Source organism: Kitasatospora sp. NPDC004289, assembly GCF_053602875.1.
Genome location: NZ_JBSGEL010000099.1, coordinates 1 through 21,024, shown reverse-complemented (window position 1 = coordinate 21,024; position 21,024 = coordinate 1). Strand labels below are relative to the sequence as shown.

20 protein-coding genes and 1 pseudogene are annotated in these 21,024 nt (G+C 74.0%); 12 read left to right on the top strand and 9 right to left on the bottom strand.

Going from position 1 to position 21,024, the window contains the following annotated elements; all coding sequences use genetic code 11:
- Positions 1 to 2,303 (bottom strand): annotated as a pseudogene (locus ACWEPF_RS36495) (DNA-binding protein); the annotation flags it as partial.
- Positions 2,300 to 3,169, bottom strand: coding sequence for a DUF4132 domain-containing protein (locus ACWEPF_RS36490; RefSeq protein ID WP_452175990.1), 870 nt, complete (start codon positions 3,167 to 3,169; stop codon positions 2,300 to 2,302). The gene ACWEPF_RS36490 and the pseudogene ACWEPF_RS36495, both read right to left, overlap by 4 nt.
- A gap of 582 nt (positions 3,170 to 3,751) precedes the next feature.
- Between ACWEPF_RS36490 and ACWEPF_RS36485 the strand changes: the two genes are divergently transcribed.
- On the top strand, positions 3,752 to 5,572 hold the full coding sequence (locus ACWEPF_RS36485) for a glycosyl hydrolase family 18 protein (protein ID WP_452175991.1): 1,821 nt from the start codon (positions 3,752 to 3,754) through the stop codon (positions 5,570 to 5,572).
- A 97-nt stretch (positions 5,573 to 5,669) separates the two neighbouring features.
- Here ACWEPF_RS36485 and ACWEPF_RS36480 read toward each other — a convergent pair whose 3' ends face one another.
- Positions 5,670 to 6,398, bottom strand: a complete 729-nt coding sequence (locus tag ACWEPF_RS36480; RefSeq protein ID WP_452175989.1) for a DUF6193 family natural product biosynthesis protein — start codon at positions 6,396 to 6,398, stop codon at positions 5,670 to 5,672.
- A 119-nt stretch (positions 6,399 to 6,517) separates the two neighbouring features.
- Complete coding sequence (locus ACWEPF_RS36475) at positions 6,518 to 6,973, bottom strand: hypothetical protein (RefSeq protein WP_452175988.1); 456 nt, start codon at positions 6,971 to 6,973, stop codon at positions 6,518 to 6,520.
- A gap of 247 nt (positions 6,974 to 7,220) precedes the next feature.
- Between ACWEPF_RS36475 and ACWEPF_RS36470 the strand changes: the two genes are divergently transcribed.
- Positions 7,221 to 7,973, top strand: coding sequence for a PIG-L deacetylase family protein (locus tag ACWEPF_RS36470; protein ID WP_452175987.1), 753 nt, complete (start codon positions 7,221 to 7,223; stop codon positions 7,971 to 7,973).
- A 98-nt stretch (positions 7,974 to 8,071) separates the two neighbouring features.
- Positions 8,072 to 9,619 carry an AMP-binding protein gene (locus tag ACWEPF_RS36465; protein ID WP_452175986.1) on the top strand — a complete coding sequence of 516 codons (1,548 nt, stop codon included), beginning with the start codon at positions 8,072 to 8,074 and terminating at the stop codon, positions 9,617 to 9,619.
- Positions 9,620 to 9,694: 75 nt separating this feature from the next.
- Here the strand turns inward: ACWEPF_RS36465 and ACWEPF_RS36460 are convergent, their stop codons facing one another.
- Positions 9,695 to 10,936, bottom strand: coding sequence for a hypothetical protein (locus ACWEPF_RS36460; protein WP_452175985.1), 1,242 nt, complete (start codon positions 10,934 to 10,936; stop codon positions 9,695 to 9,697).
- A 145-nt stretch (positions 10,937 to 11,081) separates the two neighbouring features.
- Here ACWEPF_RS36460 and ykgO point away from each other — a divergent pair, with 145 nt between their 5' ends.
- The 5 genes from ykgO to ACWEPF_RS36435 all read left to right on the top strand — a co-directional run bounded on the left by ykgO (position 11,082) and on the right by ACWEPF_RS36435 (position 14,477).
- A complete protein-coding gene (gene ykgO / locus ACWEPF_RS36455; protein WP_380149692.1) occupies positions 11,082 to 11,204 on the top strand; it encodes a type B 50S ribosomal protein L36 in 123 nt (40 codons plus the stop codon).
- 162 nt (positions 11,205 to 11,366) lie between these two features.
- On the top strand, positions 11,367 to 12,635 hold the full coding sequence (locus ACWEPF_RS36450; RefSeq protein WP_452175984.1) for an MFS transporter: 1,269 nt from the start codon (positions 11,367 to 11,369) through the stop codon (positions 12,633 to 12,635).
- A complete protein-coding gene (locus ACWEPF_RS36445) occupies positions 12,632 to 13,777 on the top strand; it encodes an NAD(P)-dependent oxidoreductase (RefSeq protein ID WP_452175983.1) in 1,146 nt (381 codons plus the stop codon). The genes ACWEPF_RS36450 and ACWEPF_RS36445 overlap by 4 nt, the downstream gene beginning before the upstream one ends.
- Before the next feature lie 74 nt (positions 13,778 to 13,851).
- The gene (locus tag ACWEPF_RS36440) at positions 13,852 to 14,175 is read left to right on the top strand and encodes a hypothetical protein (RefSeq protein WP_452175982.1); all 324 of its coding nucleotides are present in this window, start codon (positions 13,852 to 13,854) and stop codon (positions 14,173 to 14,175) included.
- Positions 14,176 to 14,177: 2 nt separating this feature from the next.
- Positions 14,178 to 14,477, top strand: coding sequence for a hypothetical protein (locus tag ACWEPF_RS36435; protein WP_452175981.1), 300 nt, complete (start codon positions 14,178 to 14,180; stop codon positions 14,475 to 14,477).
- Between the two features lie 153 nt (positions 14,478 to 14,630).
- Here ACWEPF_RS36435 and ACWEPF_RS36430 read toward each other — a convergent pair whose 3' ends face one another.
- Positions 14,631 to 15,599 carry an AraC family transcriptional regulator gene (locus tag ACWEPF_RS36430; RefSeq protein ID WP_452175980.1) on the bottom strand — a complete coding sequence of 323 codons (969 nt, stop codon included), beginning with the start codon at positions 15,597 to 15,599 and terminating at the stop codon, positions 14,631 to 14,633.
- A gap of 143 nt (positions 15,600 to 15,742) precedes the next feature.
- On the opposite strand from ACWEPF_RS36430, the gene ACWEPF_RS36425 reads away from it, so the two are divergent.
- On the top strand, positions 15,743 to 16,459 hold the full coding sequence (locus tag ACWEPF_RS36425; protein ID WP_452175979.1) for an SDR family oxidoreductase: 717 nt from the start codon (positions 15,743 to 15,745) through the stop codon (positions 16,457 to 16,459).
- Positions 16,460 to 16,592: 133 nt separating this feature from the next.
- Here ACWEPF_RS36425 and ACWEPF_RS36420 read toward each other — a convergent pair whose 3' ends face one another.
- A complete protein-coding gene (locus ACWEPF_RS36420) occupies positions 16,593 to 17,090 on the bottom strand; it encodes a hypothetical protein (protein WP_452175978.1) in 498 nt (165 codons plus the stop codon).
- A 400-nt stretch (positions 17,091 to 17,490) separates the two neighbouring features.
- The gene (locus ACWEPF_RS36415) at positions 17,491 to 17,736 is read right to left on the bottom strand and encodes a hypothetical protein (RefSeq protein WP_345287853.1); all 246 of its coding nucleotides are present in this window, start codon (positions 17,734 to 17,736) and stop codon (positions 17,491 to 17,493) included.
- A gap of 95 nt (positions 17,737 to 17,831) precedes the next feature.
- On the opposite strand from ACWEPF_RS36415, the gene ACWEPF_RS36410 reads away from it, so the two are divergent.
- From ACWEPF_RS36410 to ACWEPF_RS36400, 3 genes are all read left to right on the top strand, one after another.
- Positions 17,832 to 18,386, top strand: a complete 555-nt coding sequence (locus ACWEPF_RS36410; RefSeq protein ID WP_452175977.1) for a hypothetical protein — start codon at positions 17,832 to 17,834, stop codon at positions 18,384 to 18,386.
- A gap of 54 nt (positions 18,387 to 18,440) precedes the next feature.
- Positions 18,441 to 18,848, top strand: coding sequence for a nuclear transport factor 2 family protein (locus ACWEPF_RS36405; RefSeq protein WP_345287859.1), 408 nt, complete (start codon positions 18,441 to 18,443; stop codon positions 18,846 to 18,848).
- 71 nt (positions 18,849 to 18,919) lie between these two features.
- Positions 18,920 to 19,534 (top strand): DUF6000 family protein, encoded by a 615-nt coding sequence (locus tag ACWEPF_RS36400; protein WP_452175976.1) that lies wholly within the window; start codon positions 18,920 to 18,922, stop codon positions 19,532 to 19,534.
- A gap of 36 nt (positions 19,535 to 19,570) precedes the next feature.
- Here the strand turns inward: ACWEPF_RS36400 and ACWEPF_RS36395 are convergent, their stop codons facing one another.
- Complete coding sequence (locus ACWEPF_RS36395) at positions 19,571 to 20,881, bottom strand: tetratricopeptide repeat protein (protein ID WP_452175975.1); 1,311 nt, start codon at positions 20,879 to 20,881, stop codon at positions 19,571 to 19,573.
- Positions 20,882 to 21,024 lie beyond the last annotated feature (143 nt).

The window sequence follows — 21,024 nt, the reverse complement described above, 5'->3', positions numbered from 1 at the left end:
GGGTCCGGCAGCAGCCAGCCGCCCACCCGGTGGCTGCCGGCCGGGTCGTCCTTGGCCGCGTCGGCCAGGAAGGCGGGCAGCGAGGCCCGGCCGGTCGTGTTGGTCGCGGGGTCGTACTCCAGCCAGGTGTACGGGTCGGTGCCGCCCGGGTCGGCCCAGACCCAGCACGAGGTGCCGTCGGAGATGACCGCCCGGTCGCCCGGCAGGGCGGTGTCGCCGACCTGCACCACGCCCAGGCCGGTGGTGAACCCGCCGCCGGCCAGCGGCAGTCCGTGGCTGCGCAGGGTGCCCAGGTAGGTGGTCCGCATGCCGCGCACCTCGGTGCCCTCGGCGAGGGTGAAGACCCGGTCGGCGGCGGTGTGCCAGTAGCCGGTGGGCTGGTGGTTGTTGGCGCGCGACTCCCACTGCACCAGCAGCGAGCCGTCGGTGTAGAGGAAGCCCCGGTCCCGGTGGTTGGTGTCGTCGGCCGGGATCCGCAGGTCGTGGACCAGCACGGCGTCGTCCGCGCCCACCACCCGGACCTGGGACTGGCCGGCCGCGATCAGGTGCGGCCAGGCGTCCGCGACGATGATCTCGTCCACGTCCTTGCGCGGCACCAGCTCGGAGGTGGCCGAGTCCCAGGCGTCCCAGCCCAGTTCGTCCATCAGACCGGCCCGCAGCGCCTCCGCCACGATCTCCCCGAGGTCGAAGGCGGCAGCCGCCCGGACCTCCTCCTCGGCCAGCGCCAGCACCTCGCCCGGCAGCCAGCTGAGCCGGGACAGCGCGTTCGGCAGCCCGGGCAGCCCGGCGGTCGCCGAGGCCTTCGCCACCGCCGCCGTCCACTCGGCCAGCAGCGGTCGGCCGCCGGGGGAGGCGGCCAGCACCGAGAGGGCGATCCGCCCCTCGCGGTCGTCCGAGATCCGGTTCAACCCTCGGCGGAACGCCGGGTGGAACCGCTCGTCGGCGGCCAGGGCCAGCAGGTCGCGCCGGCCCTCCTCCTGCTGCGCCCAGGCCTCCAGGAACAGCGTGGTGTTCTCCTTCGGCTCCTCCAACGGGAGCTCCAGGGAGAGGAGTTGGTCCACCAGGTCGACGTCGGACGGGAGCAGCGGCAGCGCCTCCCCGGTGCTCGCCAGCTCGGCCCGCAGCACCTCGGCGATCCGCTCCGTCAGCGGGTGCAGCGCGGGGATCCGGGCCACCTGGTACCAGCCCCGGTCCCGCCACTTGGTGAACCGGCGGAACCAGCCCGCGCTCCCGTCGGCCGGGCGCTGCGCCTCGGGCAGCGAGACGTCGACCAGGCCCGCGTCCGCGCCCGACTCGGAGAGGACCTCCACCCACAGGCCCGGGAGTTCGTAGTCGTCGCCGGTCGGCATCAGGTTCAGCAGCCGGCCGCGGACCGCCGCGTCGCGCCGGGCCAGCGCGATCAGCGCGCTCCGGTGCCCCTTCCACCAACCGCCCGCCGCCCGCAGGGTGGCCGGCAGCTCCAGCAGCTCGGCCAGGTACGCGCCCTCGGCGTCGTCCGGGTCCAGGCCCGCGGCCTTGGCCAGGCGGCGCAGGTCGGTCGCCATCTGCGCGGAGGGCTGCAGGCCGCCCGCCGTCCGCCGCACGCAGAGCTCGCGGAAGCGGGTGAAGGCCTCCTCGGCGGGCACCCGGGCGGACAGCTCCTTGCCGTACCCGGAGAGCACCTTGACGGGCAGCGCGCCCGCCAGCGCGAACTCCAGGAAGACCGCGTCCAGGCGCTCCTCGTCCAGGGCCAGGCCGTGCTGCGCCTCGGCGCGGCGGGCCTTGGTGAACATCTGCGAGGCGTAGGTGGCGTTCTCCACCCCGAGGAAGACCCGGCCGGCCTGCTCGTAGAAGGTGGGCAGGAAGTGCGGCACGGCGGCGGCCAGGCGCCCGGCCAGCTCCTGGTAGGCGTCCAGCGCGGCCTTCGGCTTGGACTTCGCCTGCCGGGCGATCTTCTCCAACTCCGGCATCACGCCGAGCGCGTGGTGGCCGTCCTCCGGGTGGTGGGCGAGCACCCACTCCGGGAAGCCGAGCGCCTGGCGCAGGCCGAGACCGACCTCGGCGGGCTCGCCCTGCAGCTCCAGGCCGAGGTAGCCGCCCGCCAGGTCCTCGGCGGCGCCCAGCTCGGCGGCCACCAGGCGGACCACGACCCGGCCCTCGACGGCGGGGTGGTGGTAGGTGCGCGCGGTCAGCGGGACCGCCCGTCGGCCCGCCCCCTCGGTGCCGGGCGGGAGCACCGCACCGGCCAGCAGCAGCTCCTCGGCCTGAGCCTGCGTCAGCACCGTGTCCATGGCCGTGCCGTCCTCCGTGATGGTCCCGCTCATGCGTCCTCCCCCTCCTGCTGCACGGAGCGCCCGGCGTACAGCGCCGCGGCCATCCGCATCCCCTCCGACCAGGCCACCGCGCCGACCTCGCCCAGCGGCAGCGCCCGGCCGTCCTCCCCGTGCCAGCTCAGCCCGCCGGTCTCCGAGTCGCCGTCCCAGTAGGGCTCGCCGATCCAGACGTTGGCCTCCAGGGTGCGCAGCCCGTCCCGGATCCGGGTGCAGGCGTAGCCGCCGGTCACCTTGTAGCCGAGCGCGGTGGCGCGGGCGGCCAGGCCGAAGCGGGACGGGTAGCGGCCGCCCGCGAAGTCCCTGACCTCGGTGGTGTTCTCGGCGAACTCGGCCGGGCGCTCCCAGGTGGCCCGGTGGATCTGCTCCACGCCCTGCACGACGCCGAGCTCGGCGGCGAACTCGCGCAGGTCCTCCAGGTCCGGCAGCTGCACCGGGTGGGGGAAGGTGACGGTGGCGGGGGAGATCCGGACGGTCTCGCCGTCCAGGTCCACCAGCCGCAGTTCGCCCTCGGGGGTGACGTCGCGGAGCAGGCCGACCTCGGTCTCGTCGGCGCCGACCACCACCAGGTCGCGCAGCGCCGCCTGCCAGGCGGAGTCCGGCCAGACCCGGGCCAGCAGGCCGGTCGGGACCGGGAGGGAGGAGACCATCCAGGCGTCCGCCTGCGCCACGCAGGACGCGGCGTGCCGATCCAGCCATTCGGCGAAGCGGCGCAGCTTCTCCGTCTCGGGATGCTCGCGGACCGCCTTCGGCAGGGTTTTCAGCTCCCGCCCCGCCGCGCGTCCGGACGTCGAACGTGCCGTCACCTTGCCCTCCACCAGGGATATCTCGTACCCCTCGCCAGCTGCCAGCCAGCCCATGCGCTCCACACCTCGATCTCGTGCCACGTACGTGTCAAGTCGTCGAAAACCACCGCGAAGACGGAGGGAGTCGGACACTCCGTGCGGTGTTGCGGCAAAGCTAGCGGCTCGGACGGACAGTCCGCTCCCCAGGGGTCCGGCCGGGGCCCTCGGGCCGAGGGGTCGTCAGGGCGCGGGAATGCCGGGCCGGTTCGCATTCATCCGGTGCCGAACCGTGCCGGCGGGCGATGCACCGGAATTCCCACGGGCCCGCTGAGCAGTCACGACGCCGGCCGGAGAATGGATCTTCCGGTGATATCCGCCCCCTCTGCCGTATTCCGTCCCCCCGGCCGGAACGGTGCCGGAATTCCGGAACGGACCCGGGGAGGGCCTGTGCTGGTGGGCCGTCAGGGCCCGCGGGGTGGCGGCGGAGCACGGCAAAGCGAGAGTAAAGGCCAAGTGGTCTGGACCTATTGACGAGTTGGTACGGACCTTTCTAAGGTCGGCGGAGCAGCCGCGACGGCCGTGCGGCTCGCTCGGACTCCCCACCTCCTTTCGTCCGTTCCCCCACGTCGAGGAGCCCCGTTGAGCACTCGAACCACCATGCCCAGGAGCAGGTTCAGAGCGGCAGCAGCCGGCCTGACCGCACTCGTGCTTCCGCTGGCCGCCGTCGTCGGTCTGTCCACCCCGGCCCAGGCCGCGTCCTCCGCCACCGCCACCTTCACCAAGGGCTCCGACTGGGGCAGCGGCTTCGGCGGCTCGTGGACCATCAAGAACACCGGCACCACCACGCTCACCTCCTGGACCGTCGAGTGGGACTTCCCCGCCGGCACCAGCGTCGGCTCCGCCTGGGACGCCACCGTCACCAACACCGGCACCCACTGGACCGCCAAGGACAAGGGCTGGAACGGCACCCTGGCCCCCGGCGCCACCGCCACCTTCGGCTTCAACGGCGTCGGCCCGGGCAACCCCAGCGGCTGCAAGCTCAACGGCGGCTCCTGCGACGGCACCGACAACCCGGGCGGCAACAAGGCGCCCTCGGCCCCCGGCACCCCGACCGGCTCCGACATCCTGGAGACCTCGCTCAAGGTCACCTGGGGCGCCGCCACCGACGACGCCGGGGTCAAGAACTACGACCTCTTCCGGGACGGCGTGAAGATCGCCACCGTCGCCGGACTCACCTACGCCGACAGCGGCCTGACGGCCGGTACGACGTACAACTACACCGTCGTCGCCCGCGACACCGAGGACCTGACCGGCCCGGCCAGCGCGGCCGGCCCGATCAAGACCGCCGGCACCGTGATCGACCCGGGCGACAAGATCAAGCTCGGCTACTTCACCAACTGGGGCGTCTACGGCCGCAACTACCACGTGAAGAACCTGGTGACCTCCGGCTCCGCCGCCAAGATCACCCACATCAACTACGCCTTCGGCAACGTCCAGGGCGGCAAGTGCACCATCGGCGACGCGTACGCCGACTACGACCGCGCCTACACCGCCGACCTCGCGGTGGACGGCAAGGCCGACACCTGGGACCAGCCGCTGCGCGGCAACTTCAACCAGCTGCGCAAGCTCAAGCAGCTGTACCCGCACATCAAGGTGATCTGGTCCTTCGGCGGCTGGACCTGGTCCGGCGGCTTCGGCCAGGCGATGCAGAACCCGGCCGCCTTCGCCAAGTCCTGCCACGACCTGGTCGAGGACCCGCGCTGGGCCGACGTCTTCGACGGCATCGACCTGGACTGGGAGTACCCGAACGCCTGCGGTCTGAGCTGTGACACCAGCGGCGCCGACTCCTTCAAGAAGATGATGCAGGCGATGCGCGCCGAGTTCGGCAACGACCTCATCACCGCGGCCGTCTCCGCCGACGCCTCCACCGGCGGCAACATCGACAAGGCCGACTACGCGGGCGGCGCCCAGTACATGAACTGGTTCAACGTCATGACGTACGACTTCTTCGGTGCGTGGAACGCCAAGGGCCCGACCGCCCCGCACTCCCCGCTCACCTCGTACGACGGCATCCCGAAGGCGGGCTTCAGCTCCGCCGAGGCCATCGCCAAGTACAAGTCCATCGGCGTCCCGGCGAGCAAGCTGCTCCTCGGCATCGGCTTCTACGGCCGCGGCTGGACCGGCGTCACCCAGTCCGCCCCGGGCGGCACCGCCACCGGCGCGGCGACCGGCACCTACGAGACCGGCATCGAGGACTACAAGGTCCTCAAGAACAGCTGCCCCGCCACCGGCACGGTCGCCGGCACCGCCTACGCCCACTGCGGCACCAACTGGTGGAGCTACGACACCCCCGCCACCATCAACTCCAAGATGGCCTGGACGAAGGCCCAGGGCCTGAAGGGCGCCTTCTTCTGGGAGTTCAGCGGCGACACCTCCAACGGTGAGCTGGTCTCCGCCATCAACACCGGCCTGAAGTAAGCCCTGTAACGAGCAAGCACGGCAGACCCACAGGCGGCCCGTCGGTCCTCGCGACCGGCGGGCCGTCGGCGTCCCGGAGCAGGGAGGCGTCGGTGTCTCAGAGCATGGAGACGAGGGTGCGCCAGCCGGGGAGCCTGGCGACGGCGAAGGCGATCACCTCGGCGGCGCTGCCGACCTGGGTGAGGGTCGGACCGTTCCAGGACTCCTTGACCGTGTAGTGCGGCGTCCCGTGCGGGGCCTGGAGGGAGAGGAACGGCGGGACGTCCGGCGGGGTGTCCGGTCCGGCGGCGAAGCTCAGGGCCCAGTGGCTGGTGAAGGGGTAGAGCGCCCGCAGCTGCGGTTCGGCGTGGGCGGCCTCCACCAGGGCCAGGTACTCGGGCCAGTCGGCGTCCTTGGCCTGCTTCAGCAGCCACGCCCACTCGGCGGCGACGAGGTCCGCGGCGGTGCCGTCCACGACCTCCGGCCGTCCGCTCAGCACGTCGAACCGCGCCCTCGCCGCGAGCACGTCCAGGGGCTCGCCCGCGAGCCAGGCCTCGATCACGGGCGGGAGGTGGCCGAGCTCGTCCGTGCTGCCCGAGAGCAGCAGCCCGTTGGTCCCGAACGCCGTGACGGACCACCGCCGTTCGAACCGGTACGCGGAGACGGACAGCTCCGCCCGGTGCGCCTGCCCGCCGGAGGCGGTGGCCTCGCACAGCGGATCCGCCGCACTGGCCGTCAGGTCGAACACCGTCCCGTCGGCACCCGCCAGGGCGCGCAGCGCCGCCGCGAGGCTCCCGTGCGCGGCCACGTCGGGATAGAGCGTGGCCGGATTCGGCTCTGGCGGCACCGCGGGCTCCGATCGTTCGTGGGTGACGAGGGCGGCGTCCGAGCCCGACCGCGGACCTGGACACCCTCGTGACCGCACGCACTCTAGCCAAGATCGACCGAGGTCGGGAGCCGTTCGACTCAGGGGGACGCCGCCTCGGGCGCCGAAGCCGTGCCGCGGTCGCCGTCGGCGCGGCGGACGTAGCGGCAGGCGACTCCGAGGTCGGGGTCACCCGCCGTGGCGTAGAGGACGGTGGTGCTGCCGTCCCTGCCGGAGAGGACCTCCTGGCCGGCCGCCCCGATCGTCAGGGACAGCCGGTGTGCGCCGACGGTCCAGCTCCCGTCCCCGTCCAGGGTCTTGGTGACCTTCGAACCGTCGGTCGCGAGGGGGAAGCCGGTGACCCGTGCGGTGTGGTCGGCCTTCAGGACCAGGGTCGCCGGGCAGGTGGTGCCCTCCCAGGTGCCGAGTACCCGACTGTCGGTCAGGGGCTCCTCGTCCGGTGCCAGTCCGCCGGTGAGGGAGCTGCACCCCCCGACCAGCAGAGCACCGGAGAGGACGGCGGTGGTGACGGCGAGGCGCCGACGGGAGGAGGTCACGTGTGCGTTGTTCCGTTCGGATCATGGGTGGGCAGAGCTCGGAGATCATCGGGCCCGGAGCGGAGTCCGCACAAGGGCCCCGCTTCGACGGGCGGGGGAGCAGCCCGGCGGACGCGGGGGAGCCGGGGCGGCGCTCGACCGGGTGACGGCTGGTCAGAGGGCTTCCGGGGCGCGGGGGAGAGTGGCAGGATCGGTGGTTCGTGGACGTCGGGACGTGGTGGGCCGACGCGGGTGAGGGGGAGACGTGATGCTCGAGGCGGCGGGAAGCGTGCTGGCGGTTTTCGCGCACCCGGACGACGAGTCACTGGCTGCCGGTGGCGTGCTGGCCGAGCGGGCCGCCGCCGGGGCGCGGACGGGGGTGGTGACCGCGACCTGGGCGGAGGGGACCGGGCGGGCGGCGGAGCTGGCGGAGGCGGTCGGCATCCTGGGGGCGGGGGAGCCGCGGCTGCTCGGGTACGCCGATGCGAAGGTGGTGGAGTCGGCGCCGGGGGCGGCGCGTTGGTGCGACGTGCCGCTGGACGAGGCGGTGGGGCGGTTGGTGGCGCACATCCGGGAGTTCCGACCGGAGGTGGTGCTCACCCACGACGCGTACGGCGGCCTCACGGGCCATCCGGACCACCGCCGGACCCACCAGGTCACCCTGCTCGCCGCCGAGGCCGCCGGCCTCGGCCTGCTCCACCCCGAGGCCGGGCCCGCCTGGCGGCCGGCCGCCGTCTACGCGGCCACCCACCCGGAGTCCGTGGCGCGGGAGTTGGGCGGGCGGCTGGTGAGACCGGGCCGGGTGACGTACCCGATGCCGGACGAGCTGGTGGGGGTGGAGGTGGACGTCCGGCCGTGGGTGCGGACCAAGCTCTGCGCGGTCTTCGCCCACCGCAGCGAGGTCGAACGGGGTGCCCTGCCCGGCCGGTTGGCCGCGATGAGCGCCGACGAGCGGGAGGCGCTGACCGGGACCGAGTGGTACGTCCGCCACGAGGTGGGCGGCGGCCGCGACGCCGGGTGACGTGACGTCAGGAGCCGTGCCCGGAAAGTCCGTTCACCGGCGACACCACTCGTCTAGGCTGTCGATTCGGACACCAACGACAGCAGGAGGAACAGGTCATGAGCGACGCGGAGTTCGTCAGCGGCCCCGCCCTGATCCTCCGGTCCCTGTCCCGGGAGCCGGACCGCACGGCCGTCACCACCGCCGACGGCACCAGGATCACCGCGGGCGAGTACGCCGCCGCGACCCACCGCCTGGCCCACGAGCTGATCGCCCGGGGCGTCGGTCGCGGCACGACCGTGTCCCTGCTCACCGGCAACACCCCCGAGGCGCTCAGCGCCCGGCACGCGGCCGGGGTCGCCGGCGCGCGGGTGGTCAACCTCTACGACGGCATGAGCCCGGAGGTGCTGGCCGAGATCGTCACCAGCGTCGACACCGCCGTCCTCCTGGTGGACGCCGAACGGTACGCGGACGCGCCGGAGTTGCACGCCCTGGTCGACGTGCCGACCGTCCTGTCCCTGGGGGCGGCCCCGAAGGCGGACGGGGAGGCGATCGGCGAGGACGTGATCGCGGCCGCCGCCGGCCGGCCCGACGGGCCCCCGGCGGTGACGGTCGGCCCGGACGACCACCTGGGCATCCGGCACACCGGCGGCACCACCGGCGTCCCCAAGGGCATCCTCAGTCTGCACGGCCCCTACCGCCGGGCCTTCGACGTCCCGTTCGGCCCCGCCGACGGACGCCGCCCGCGCTTCCTCGCCGCCACCTCGCTCGCCCACCTCGCCGGCGTGCTCAGCGATCTGACGCTCCACCACGGCGGCGAGGTGATCCTCCAGCGCTCCTTCGACCCCGGTGAGGTCCTGGCCGCCGTCGAACGCGAGCGCATCACCGACCTCTGGGTCCTGCCCCCGCTGCTCCACCGCCTGCTGGACCATCCCGCGATCGGCCGCACCGACCTCTCCAGCCTGCAGCGCGTCAGCTACGGCGGCAGCGTCGCCTCGCCGACCCGCGTGCGCGAGGCCATCGGGGTGTTCGGGCCGATCCTGACCAGCGGCTACGGGATGTCGGAGGCGATGAACATCGCCGTCCTCGAGGCCCACGACCACGACCGGGTCGGCCCCGACGGCCGGATCCCGGTCGGGCGCCCGCTGCCGGGGGTGCAGGTGGTGGTCCGCGACGAGGCCGGCGCCGAGCTGCCGACCGGGGCGGTCGGCGAGATCCACGTGCGCTCGTACGGCCTGATGGCCGGGTACTGGAAGCGGCCCGACCTCACCGCCCAGGTGCTGCGCGACGGTTGGCTGCACACCGGTGACATCGGCTACCTCGACCAGGACGGCTACCTCTACCTGACCGACCGCCAGTCGGACAAGATCATCGTGGTAGGCGGCCACGTCCACCCGTCCGAGGTCGAGGACCTGCTGCTCACCCACCCGGCCGTCGGCCAGGTCGCGGTGCTCGGTGTCCGCGACGCCCACCAGGCCGAACACGTCCACGCCGTGGTCGTCGCCGCCCCGGGCCGGCAGCCCGAACTCGAGGAGCTCCGTACCTACGTCACCACCCACAAGGGCCGCATCTACGCCCCGGAGGCCCTCCACCTGGTCCCCGAACTCCCGCTCACCCCGGTCGGCAAGCCCGACAAGAAGCGCCTGCGCGCCCTCCTCGCCGACTGACCACCGGGCCCACGGCCGGGACCGTGCCCGCGCACCGCCGTGGGGGCGCCGGACTGACCCCCGCACCAGTGGTGTTCATCCGTCGGGACGGGCCCGGTGGAGGCGCCGGGCCGCGGCCTGGCGGACCTCCGGGGTCTCCAACGGGTCGTCACGGAGCTGTTCCAGGCGCTCCCGTACGCCCGGCCGGTCCGGCGCACCGGCGGCGGCGAGCAGGCGGGCGTCGGCCTCGCAGTCCCAGAGCGACTCGGTGCAGGCCTCCTCCAGTCCCTCGGGGTCGATCGCGGCCAGGGCCCGCAGGTAGTCCGCGCGTTCGTACGAGTGCGGGGTGTTCAGCCAGTACCGGCGCAGGACGGGCACGGCCTCGGCGGCGGCGGGGCCGAAGCGGGCCAGGCCCGTCGCGAGCGTCTTGGGGCCGCACCAGTTCCGCTGCCGGTACTCGGCGGTGAGGTGCGCGGCCAGCACCGGGAGGTCGACGTCCTCACCGTGCTCGGCCAGCACCTCCAGCCCGATCCAGGCCAACCAGTGGCGCTCGTCCGTCACCCAGGTACGGGCCGCGGGCAGGGCGAGGGCGCCGCAGCGGCGGACGGCGGTGCCCAGGAACGGGGCCGGGAAAGGCCCGTACGAGCTGCCCAGCGAAGGCACCAGGGGGAGCAGCCCCGGTTCGGGAGCCCGATGGGAGAGCAGCCGCAGGGCCGGGCCCTTCTCGCCCTCGGGCGTGGCAGGGTCGGCGAGCAGCGCCAGCAGCCGGGCGCTCGACGGCATCACCTCGACGGAACTCAGGCGCCGCGAGGGATGTGGCGTGCCGTCAGGTGCGAACAGGAAGCACATGGTCTCCCGGGCGTCCTCGTCCTCCCGAAGCTCCTCGTCGCCGTCGAGCCTCGCCTGCGCGACCTCGGCCAGGTCCCGCCACCACTCGTCCGGCCAGCGGTCCGCGACCGACTCCAGGACGTCCAGCCAGTGCGGCCCCGTCCGGACGTGCTCCCGCAGCGCCTCCCGGGCCTGCACCGAGCCCGTCAGTGCCAGCAACTCCAGTACCTCGGTGGCCCGTTCGCACGCCCCGCGGTCGGCGGACAGCAGCTCGACCACCGGCCCCAGCGGCAGCCCGAGGTCGCGGAACAGCCGCGCCAGGTACACACCCCGCTGGTCGACCCAGTCCCACCGCCAGTAGCGGCGGACGCTGTCGAGGACCGGCTCGGCCGCCGCCACGGGGTCGCGGGCCGCCAGGATCGCGCCCAGCCCACGGCCGCGTTGGAGCAGGCCCTCCAGGGTGTCGGCCCGCGCGTACCCGGGCCCGTCGTCCGCTGACATCTCGCTCATCGGCGCGCATCCTGCCCGAGACGGCGCGCCGTTGTCACCGGGATTACCGGTGACGTCCGTCGTGGGTGGAATGAAGCCTCCGTGTTCCGTGTTGTGGACCGACGACTCCGCACCTGCGTCTGACGACCCCTCTGGAGGCATTCGCATGAAGGTTCGCAATTCGCTTCGCTCGTTGAAGAGCAAGCCGGGCGCCCAGATCGTGCGCCGTCGTGGCAAGGTCTACGTGATCAACCGGAAGGACCCGCGCTACAAGGGCCGCCAGGGCTGATCCCCGCCCGACCTCGGCGACCGTCCGGTCGCTGCGGGGTCGCTGCGGGGCGGTTGCCGGTCAGTCGTGGGGCCGCCTGTGGCGCCGCATCCGGGGCTGGCACGATCGTCGGTGCACGCGGACAGGCCCGTCCGGGTGCACCGACCAGCACCTCGGAGAGCCATGACCAGCGCCGCCGCCCCCGGCCCCGCCGCCCCCATACCCGACCAGGCCGCCGCGCAGCGCCGCGTGCTGCGGGTGCTGGTCGCCTCCCAGATCCTCAGCGGAGCCGGTCTCGCCGCCGGGATCACCGTCGGCGCGCTGCTGGCCCAGGAGATGCTCGGCTCGACCGGCCTGGCCGGGCTGCCCAGCGCCCTCTTCACGGGGGGATCCGCGCTCACCGCCGTGGCGGTCGGCCGCATCTCGCAGACCCGGGGCCGACGGCCGGGCCTGGCCGGTGGCTACCTGGTCGGCGCGCTCGGCTCCGCCGGGGTGATCGTCGCGGCGGTCCTCGACCAGCCCGTGCTCCTCTTCCTCGCGCTCTTCGTCTACGGCGCGGGCAGTGCCACCAACCTCCAGGCCCGCTACGCCGGAGCCGACCTCGCCGCCCCGGACCGCCGCGCCCGTGCCGTCTCCACCGTCCTGGTCGCCACCACCCTCGGCGGCGTGGCCGGGCCCAACCTGGCCGAACCCACCGGACGGTTCGCCGAGGCGCTCGGCATCCCCGCCCTGGCCGGGCCGTTCCTGCTGTCGGGCACCGCGTACCTGCTGGCGGCGACCGTCCTGGCGGTCTTCCTCAAGCCCGATCCGCTGCTGCTGGCGCGGGAGGCGGCCGCGGCGCAGCCCGCTGACGGAGCGTCGGAGCCCGGGCGGGCCGAGGGCTCCGAGGGCGTGGCCGGCGGCTCGGGCGGGCTGCTGCTGGGCGTGCTGGTGATGGTGGTGACCCAGCTGGTGATGGTCGCCGTCATGACGATGACCCCCGTCCACATGCACGACCACGGCCACGGCACCGCCGCCTCCGGCCTGGTGATCGCCGTCCACATCGGCGCGATGTACCTGCCCTCCCCGCTGACCGGCTGGCTGGTGGACCGCTACGGGCGGATGCCGCTCGCCCTCGCCTCCGGCGCCACCCTGCTGGCCGCCGGACTGATCGCCGCCACCGCCCCCGCCGACTCCGTCGGCCTGCTGGCCCTCGCCCTGGCGCTGCTCGGCATCGGCTGGAACTTCGGCCTCGTCACCGGCACCACGATCATCACCGACACCGTCCCGCTCGCCACCCGCGCCCGCACCCAGGGCATGGTGGACGTCACCATCGCCCTGGCCGGCGCCACCGGCGGCATCACCTCCGGCCTGATGGTCTCCGCCACCAGCTACCCCGCACTCGCCCTCACCGGCGGCGTCCTCTCCCTGGCCATCCTGCCCGCCGTCGCCCTCTCCGCGAGGAGCCGGTGAACGTCGGGCCGATGAACGGCGTGGCGATGAACGGCGCGGCGGTGAGCGGCGCGGCGGTGAGCGGCGCGGCGCCGTCCGGCCGGGTCCTGGTCGTGGACACCGCGCCGCCTGACGAGGCGTGGGCCGAGCTGGCGGCCTTCGAGGCGATGGGCCTGCGGCCGACCGTCAACCTCCGCCGCGTCACCGACCCCGCGCTGCGCACCCGGATCGCCGCGCGCTGGCCCGTCGTCGACTTCGACGGCTTCGACGCCGACCAGCTCGCCGCCCACCTGGAGGACGGCGGCCGGGGCCACCGGGCCCTCAAGTGCCGGGCCGGCATCCCGCTCACCCGGACCGTCCTCTCCCGTGCCACCGCACCGGGGCTGCGGCGCAGCCTGACCGTGGCGGGGCGCGCGGCCAGTGGCTCCGAGACCTTCGACCACGCGGCGGCCCGAGAGTTCGGCGTCACCCTCCTCACCACCCCCGGCGCCAACGCCGCCGCCGTCGCCGAACTCACGCTCGCGCTCGCCCTCGACGCCCTGCGCGGCGTCTCGCGCCGCTCGGCCGCCCTGCACGGCGGCGACTGGGCGGGCGCGGTGGCCGGCCTGCCGGTCGGCGGCCTCGCGGGTGCGCGCTTCGGCCTGGTCGGCAGCGGGGCCGTCGCCCGGCGGGTAGCCGGGTTGGCGGCGGCCTTCGGGGCCGAGGTGCTGGTGCACGGCTCGCCCCGGTTCACCCCCGAACGAGCGGATGGGTGGCCGGGGCGGCGGGTCGGCTCGCTGGCAGAGCTCCTGACGGAGTGTGAGGTCGTCTCGGTGCACGTCCCGGCCACGGCGGAGACCGCGGGCCTGCTCGGGGAGGCGGAGCTGCGCCTGATGCGCCCCGGGTCGGTGCTGGTGAACACGGCGCGGGCGAGCGTCGTCGACGAGGCGGCCCTGGACCGGGTCCTGCGCGATCCGTCGGCCGGCCTGGCCGCGGCCGGTGTCGACGTCTTCGAACGGGAGGGCGTGGCAGCTCACGGTTCCGCGCTCGCCGGGAACCCGTTCTGCACGCTCTCGCCGCACGCGGCGGGGATGACGCGGTCCGCGATGCGGGACGCCTCCCGGCGGTTGCTCGCCGCGTTCGCGGAGTTCCTGAACCCGACTGAACTCCGCTTGCCGAACTGAACTTCAGCAGTGGGCAGTTCGGGGCCGCGGCACCGCGGGAATCCTTCGGTGAGGACGTCAACGGGGGGCGCGTGGTGGAGACGGCGAGTGTCAAGGGCACCGAGGGGGACGTCGGCCGGCTCGGCGTGACGATGGCCTGGAGCGGGGCGGCGGGTGTGGTCGCGGGGGCCTGGCTGTCGTTGCGGTTCGGCGCCCCGATCTTCGGCTGGTGCCTGGCGGGTGGCCACGGGGCCGCCTTCCTGCTGCTGACGACGGACCGGGTCGTGCGGCGGTGGGGGTGGTGGCCGGCGGTGGTGTTCGCCTTCTTCTGGACCTTCTGGTGGCCCGGGAGGCTCGTGGTCGAGGCTGTCGTCCGGGCGCTCGGCGCGTTGTTCGGCGCGTTGCTGAAGGGGTTCTGACGGTGTCGGCGGGCCGGGCCGGTGGCGATGACCGGCACGAGGACCACTCCGACTCGGTGTGGGACGGCGGGAGGCGCATCCAGTACCCGCACCTGGGGCTGGTGTTGGTGGCCACGGTCTCGCTGGGCACGTGGTGGGCCGGGTACCGGGCGTTCACGTCGTGGTTCCTGGTCGCGCACCTCCCGATCGCGGTGCTGACGATCGTGCGCGGCATCCGGCGGCACCGCGGCCCGCGCGAGATCGCGCGCCGCACCTACTTCTTCACCTTCGGCATCTGGTTCCTGCTGCTGGACTCGTTCTGACCCTCCGTCAGGACGGAGGAGGAAGCGCCGCCCGGGGCCGGTGGTGGCATCGGAGCATGAAGAATCGCCGCATCACCCGGCCCGAGGCCGTCCAAGCCGCCGCGCACCTCCTCGACGGTGCGCCGCTGCCCGAGGCGACCGCCCCGATGGAGGCTATTCGGACGGGAGTTGCTCCCGTCCGGGCCCGCTCCGTTCGTCGACCGAGGTCCTGGCCCGCCTGCGGTAGGCGCCGGGCGGGGTGCCGAAGTGGCGTTTGAAGGCCTTGGCGAAGGCGAACTCCGAGGTGTAGCCGGTGCGTCGGGCGATCGTGCCGAGGGAGGACGGGGACCGCTGGAGCAGGCGGGCGGCGGTGGCCATCCGCCAGGTGGTCAGGTAGGTAAGTGGGGGTTCGCCGACGACCGAGGTGAAGCGGCGGGCGAACGCGGCGCGGGACAGGCCGGCGCGGGTGCCCAGGGACTCGACGGTCCAGGGGTGGCCGGGGTCGTCGTGGATGGCCTTGAGGGCGGGGGCGACCGCCGGGTCGGTGAGGGCGGCGGCCCAGCCACGGGTGCGGTCCTTCGGGAGATCGGCGTACCAGGACCGCAGGACGTACAGGAGCAGCAGATCGACCAGGGCCGTGACGACCGCGTCCGAGCCCGGCTGCGGTGCGTGGAACTCGGCGCACAGCTGGTCGACCGCCGAGCGCAGCACCGGGTGGCGGCCGGGGACGGCGGGGAGGTGGATGACCTCGGGCAGGTCGCCGAAGAGGGGGTGCGGGCGGTCGACGTCGATCGCGTACGCGCCGCAGACCAGGACGGTGCGCGGCCCCGGGCCGTCCACGGTGAGCCGGCCGATCGGTGAGGAGCGGTCCACACGCTCCGGTACGAAGTCCACCGGTGCGCGGCCCGGCAGGTCGCAGAGGACGTGCCCGCTGCCGCGCTGGAGGAAGACGATGTCGCCGGGGCCGAGCGCGACCGGCCGTCCGTCCGGGGGCAGGAGGTGGCAGCGGCCCTCGACGACCACGTGGAAACCGGCCCCGGAGACGGGCCGGAACCTCAGGGCCCACGGGGCGTGCGCGTCGGTGCGGGTCACCATCGGGCGTCCCGTGCGCAGGACTTCGAGGGTGTCGCTCAGGATGTCCACGGCGGCACTCTAGTGCCTCGACGGCGAGACGTTCTGACAGGGAATCAAGACCTGGGGGCATTCAGCGTCTCGTCGGTGCGGGCATACGTTCGTTCCACGGCGGTCGCCGAACCCCGGCGCCGCATCGACGAAGGAGTGCACCCGTGTCCCTGGCCGGCAAGAAGATCGTGATCATCGGCGGAACCTCCGGCATCGGCCTCGCGGTGGCCCGGCAGGCCGCGGCGGCCGGTGCGGAGGTCGTGGTCGCCTCCAGCAGTCGGAGCCGGGTGGACGCCGCGGTGCAGCGCCTGGGCGGGGCGGCCGAAGGGTACCGCCTGGACGTCGCGGACGGCGATGCCATCGCCGGGTTCTTCGAGCGGGTGGGGGAGTTGGACCACCTCGTCTACACCGCGGGCGAGTCCCTGCTGATCAAGCCCGTGGCCGACACCGCCCCGCAGGAGGCCAAGGCGGTCTTCGAGCGGCGGTTCTGGGGTGCGTTCCTCTCCGCCAAGTACGCCGCACCGAGGCTGCGCGAGGGCGGCTCGATCACCTTCAGCTCCGGCGTCCTGGCCGTCCGCCCCCTGCCGGGGACCGCGCTCGCGGCCGGCATCACCGGTGGCGTCGAGGCCCTGACCCGCGCCCTCGCCGTCGAACTCGCCCCGCTGCGCGTCAACGTGGTCCAGCCCGGGGTGATCCGCACCGAGCTGTGGGACGGCAGCGTGCCGGACCCGGCGGCCTTCCTCCGGGGCGCCGGGTCCGGGCTGCTCACGCGACGGGTCGGCACCGCGGAGGAGGCCGCGGCGGCCTACCTCTTCGCGATGGCCAACGCCTACGTCACCGGCGCCACGCTCGCGGTGGACGGCGGCGCGGCGCTGGTGTGAGGCGGGTGCCGGGCGTTGGTCGGCGCCATCGGCGAGATCCCCCGCGGCGTCGTGTCCGACGGCGGTCCACTCCCCGGTCGGTTCTTCGACGAACTGCACGGGCAGGAACGCCCGGACGGGTGCGGGACGCCGGTCAGTTGTGGAGCGGCGGGGTGTGGAGGGTGAGGTGGACGGCTTCGTCGTGGAGGGCGGCGGTGCTGGCGACGGCCACCGTCTCGGCGGCGATGGTGGCGATGGTGAGGACGTGGTCGCCGTGGGTGAGGCGGCGGCCCTCGACCGCGCTGCCGTCGACGAAGAGCCAACCGGTGCCGGTGGTCGGGGCGAACACGTCGGAGGGGGAGGGGGCGGTGGCGAGGAAGTCGAGGAGGAGGGCGGTCGGGTCGGGGACGAGGGGAACGCGGAGGTGGGGCGGGTGTACGCGGTGGGTGGTGACGCGGGCCAGGACGCTGCGGTCCTCGTAGTAGTCCAGGCTGAGCTGATGCGTGACGCCGTTCGTGCCGGAGGCGTCGGCCCGGTGGAACCAGGTGGGGCGGGGGCGGGCGAGGGCGGCGGCCGGGCAGCCGAACTCCCGCAGCAGTGAAGGCCAGTTGGGCAGCTCGGGGAGCGGGGGCGGGGCAGGGCTGCGGAACATGACGGCTCCTCAGGCGGGCGCGCGGTGGGTGCGACGGCGGTGCCCGGACAGCATGGCAGTTCGGGGACGGTTCATGGGCGGGAATTCCCAGGTGGAGCGGTGCGAGCGGTGGGCCGCGGACCGGGTTGCCGGGGGCGGGGCCGACGGCGCGGAGTGGCCGGGCGGGGGTGGGGGTTCGGCGCTGCGGAATGGCCGACTCGGATCTCGAATGCGGTCTCGGTGACCTGAACGGCCGGGCCGGGAGCAGCCCTTCACCCGGCCACGGACCGGCGGAGGACCGTCCCGAGCCGCCGCGTGCGCGCCGGGGCGGCGCGGAGGAAGCGGGTTGGGCGGGAGCCCGCCGGCCGACGCGCTGCGGGAGCCGCTCCGCGGGTCGGCCGAGAGTAGTGAGGCGGGGCGGTCAGGGACCGAAGACCTCGTCGGGGGTGAGGCCGTCGGCGGTCGGGCGGCCGGCGTCGACCCAGCTGCGGTAGGCAGGGGAGGCCAGGCGGTGCGCGCGGTCCAGGGCGTCGCCGTGGTGGCGGTCGGCTGCGACGAGGCCGGTCAGGTACTCGGCCGTGCTGAGGCCGGCCTTGGCGGCGGTGGCTTCCAGCCAGTCCGCGAGGTCGGCGTCGAGCAGCAGCGGGTCCAGTTGACGCAGCGTCATGGGACCACAGTACCCGCGTGACGGAGGCGAAGGCAGGGATCGGGGCCAGGGCCGGGTGAGAATGGCGGTCCGTGGAGGGATCGAGGAGGTGGGCGGTGGAAGGGCGGAAGCCGGGGATCGACCGCGCGGCGGTGAAGGCGAAGATGGCCGCGATGCAGCGCGAACACGAGCGGCTGCGGACGGTCGAGGGCCTGGCGGAGTGGTGGGCGAAGCACTTCGACACCCCGTTCCGCCTGCTGGGCGCGGTGCAGAAGGACGAGCCGGAGGGCTTGGAGGAGCTCGGGCCGGTGGTGGTCGAAGCGGCGCGGGCGGTTGCGGCGCCCGTGGTGATGTCGGAGCGGGATCCGCAGCGGGTGGTGCCGTTCGAGGAGTTCTGGGCGGTGGCCGGCGAGCTGGCGGTGATCCCCGAGCCCGGGGCGGACGTGGTGCTCGTGTTCAGGGAGGGGGACGCGGTCGTCGTCCTCCGGTTGACCGGGCAGCAGTTCCGGAGTGCGGCGGACGTCTGGCTCACGCCGGAGGCCGGGCTGCACGTGGTCCTGTTCGCGGACGGCACGGTGCTGAGCCTGGAGCGGGACCGCGAGTACGCGCCGTGCGAACCGCTCACCGATCACGTCGCGCTCTGGAAGGGGTTCCCGGTGGCGGGGGCCTGAGTGTGGTTGGCTGAGGCCTTGCCGGTACGAACCGTACGAGACGAGGAGCCCGCCGTGTCCGCAACGCCGCAGGAGGTCTTCCAGCGCTACGTGTACGCCGGTGCGATGACGCGCGATGCCGATGCCCTCTCCGAACTCTTCACGGAGGACGGGGTGTTGGAGGCTCCGCTGCTGGCGGAGGGCTCGGCGTTCCCGCGTCGGACAGTGGGGCGGGAGGCCATCCGGACGGCGCTGGCGGAGTACTACGCGCGACCGGTGGGCGGCCCGAAGACCCCGAACCTCGAGAAGTCGGGGTACGTGCTGCACCTCACCGCCGACCCGGACGTCTTCATCGCGGAGATCGACACCGCCTTCGACGGGGAGGACGGCGAGGAGGAGACCGTCTCGCTGGTACAGGTGTTCCGTCTCCGGGACGGGAAGATCGCCCGCCTGCGCGACTACTTCGCGCCCACGCTGGTGTGAGCCGGCTGCCCTCCTCGTGCAGCCGGGGAAACCGTTGGCGGCCCGGTGCGCCTGCAGGCGAGGATGCGGCCATGAGCCGACCCTTCGACGACCCCGAACTGCGGGCCGTGGCCGGCCGCTACGCGGCGCCCGGCCGCCGCTACCTCCGCCTCGGCGGGGCCGCGCTGCGCCTGGAGGGGGACGAACGGCGTCTCTTCCTGGCCGAGTTGGCGCGGGCCGCGGCCGAGATCACTCCTGCGGAGCTCGCGGTGCTGTTCGACGGCGGGTGGCGGGAGCGCAGGACGGCGGCGTGGCTGGTGGCGGTGGCCGGGCGAGTCGAATTCCGGGAACGGATCGGCGAGTTGCTGCTCGCGAGCGAGGGCCCGTACGCAGGTTCGGCGTACTGTGTCGCCCTGGCCGGGTTCGGCGGGGACGCGGACGCGGAGCTGTTCTGCGACTACCTCGACCGTTACCTGCCGCGCCTGGACCTGCACTACGACCAGGGTGTGGTCCTCGGCTCCCTGCTGCACCTGGACGGGCGGCTCGGCGCCGCTCGCGCCGCCCGCTACCTCGGCGAGGACGGGCTGTGGGAGCGGTGGATCGACGTGCCCGCACGCCGTGGTCCGTCCTGGGATCCGGAGCGGTTCCGGACGACCACGGGTGTGCTGCGCGCCTTCGCGGTGGAGGCGGCCGCCTTCCTCCCGTAGTCCGAAGAGGGGTAGCCGGCGGTCGGTCGGCGTCGGTCAGTCGGGCAGGGAGGCGAGGTCGGTTCGGGCGGTTGTGGCGTGGAGGGGGTGGAAGGCGGGGTTGGTGGCGAGGGCCCGGGTGAGGTGGGTGCGGGCCTGGGGGGTGTGGCCGAGGGAGAGCTCGATCTCGCCCAGGTGGAAGTCGAACAGGGCGTTCTTCCAGCCGAGTCGGGTGCTGGTCTCCGCCAGTTCGAGGGCCTCGGTGTCGGCGCCGGTGCGGTGCAGCGCCCAGGCGAGCGCGTCGGCGACCAGCGCGTGCCGGCGGCGTCCCCATTCGGCGCGCAGCAGGCGGACGGCCGCGGCGGGATCGGCGTGGTCGGCCTCGTACTGACCGAGGGAGAGGTCGTCGTTGACGCCGTTGGCGGCGGCCAGCCGCTGTTCGGCGGTGAGTACCCGGTACTGCTGCTGGGCTTGGTCGTGGTGGCCGAGTGACTCGTGCAGTTCGCCGAGTTCGAGCAGGTACTGGGGAAGGGGGACTCGGGCGATGGCGGTGGTGTAGTCGCCGATGGCGTCGTCGGTCCGGCCGAGGGCGGCCTCGGCGCGGGCCTGGCCGGCCAGCGCCGGGGTGTAGGAGGGGTCGGCGGTGAGCGCGTTTCGGTAGCCGGTCAGGGCTCGGTCGAACTGTCCGGCGTTCCAGTCGAGTTCGGCGATCTGGTGGTGGCAGAAGGCACGGTCGGCGGGAGCGTGGGCGGAGGCCAGGGCCTGACCGAGGGCGGCCCGGGCGTCCTCCGTGCGGCCGTGCTGTTCGAGGTCGTAGGCGGCACGGGTGAAGGACGCGGTGCCGGGCCTGCGGTCGAGGAGCTGCTGGACGGCTTCGGTGGCGCCGAGGTCGTCGCCCAGCTGGGTGCGGGCATCGGCGAGGACGGCGTAGGCGGGCCAGTGCGTGGGGTCGGCGGCGATCGCCCGTTCGGCGTGGTCGCGGGCCTGGTCGAAGAGGTGGCGGGCGTTGGCCAGGGCGCCCAGCCCGGTGAGGGCGGCGGCGTTGGCCTGCGGAGCGAGGGAGAGCGAGCGGCGCAGGGCCTCGTCGGCCCGGGGGTAGTACGCGGAGTCGGCGGTGAGCCGGGCCTGTTCGACGTACTCGGATCCCAACGTGGCCCAGGTGCCTGCGTCTTCCGGCAGGGCGCGCAGGCGCTGCTGGTCGGCGGCGATGGCGCGGCCCAGTGGATCGGTGGGGGAGGGAGCAGCCGCGGGTGGGCGCACTCCGGTGACGCTTCCGGCCCGGCCGCCGGGAGGTTGGTCGACGGTGCCGAGGGTGGTGAGGCCGGCGGCGAGCGCGAGGGTGGTGAGGAGGAGCGGCAGTCGGCGCACGGGAGCCTCTCGGGGTAGGGGGAAGGTGCGGAGGCACGGAGGCGGCGGTGCGGTCGGCCGGTGGTCGGGTGGGGCCGGTGGCGATCTGAGGCACGGGTACTCCTGGGCAGGCCGGCGGTTGCGGTTTGAGCGATCGCTCAAGG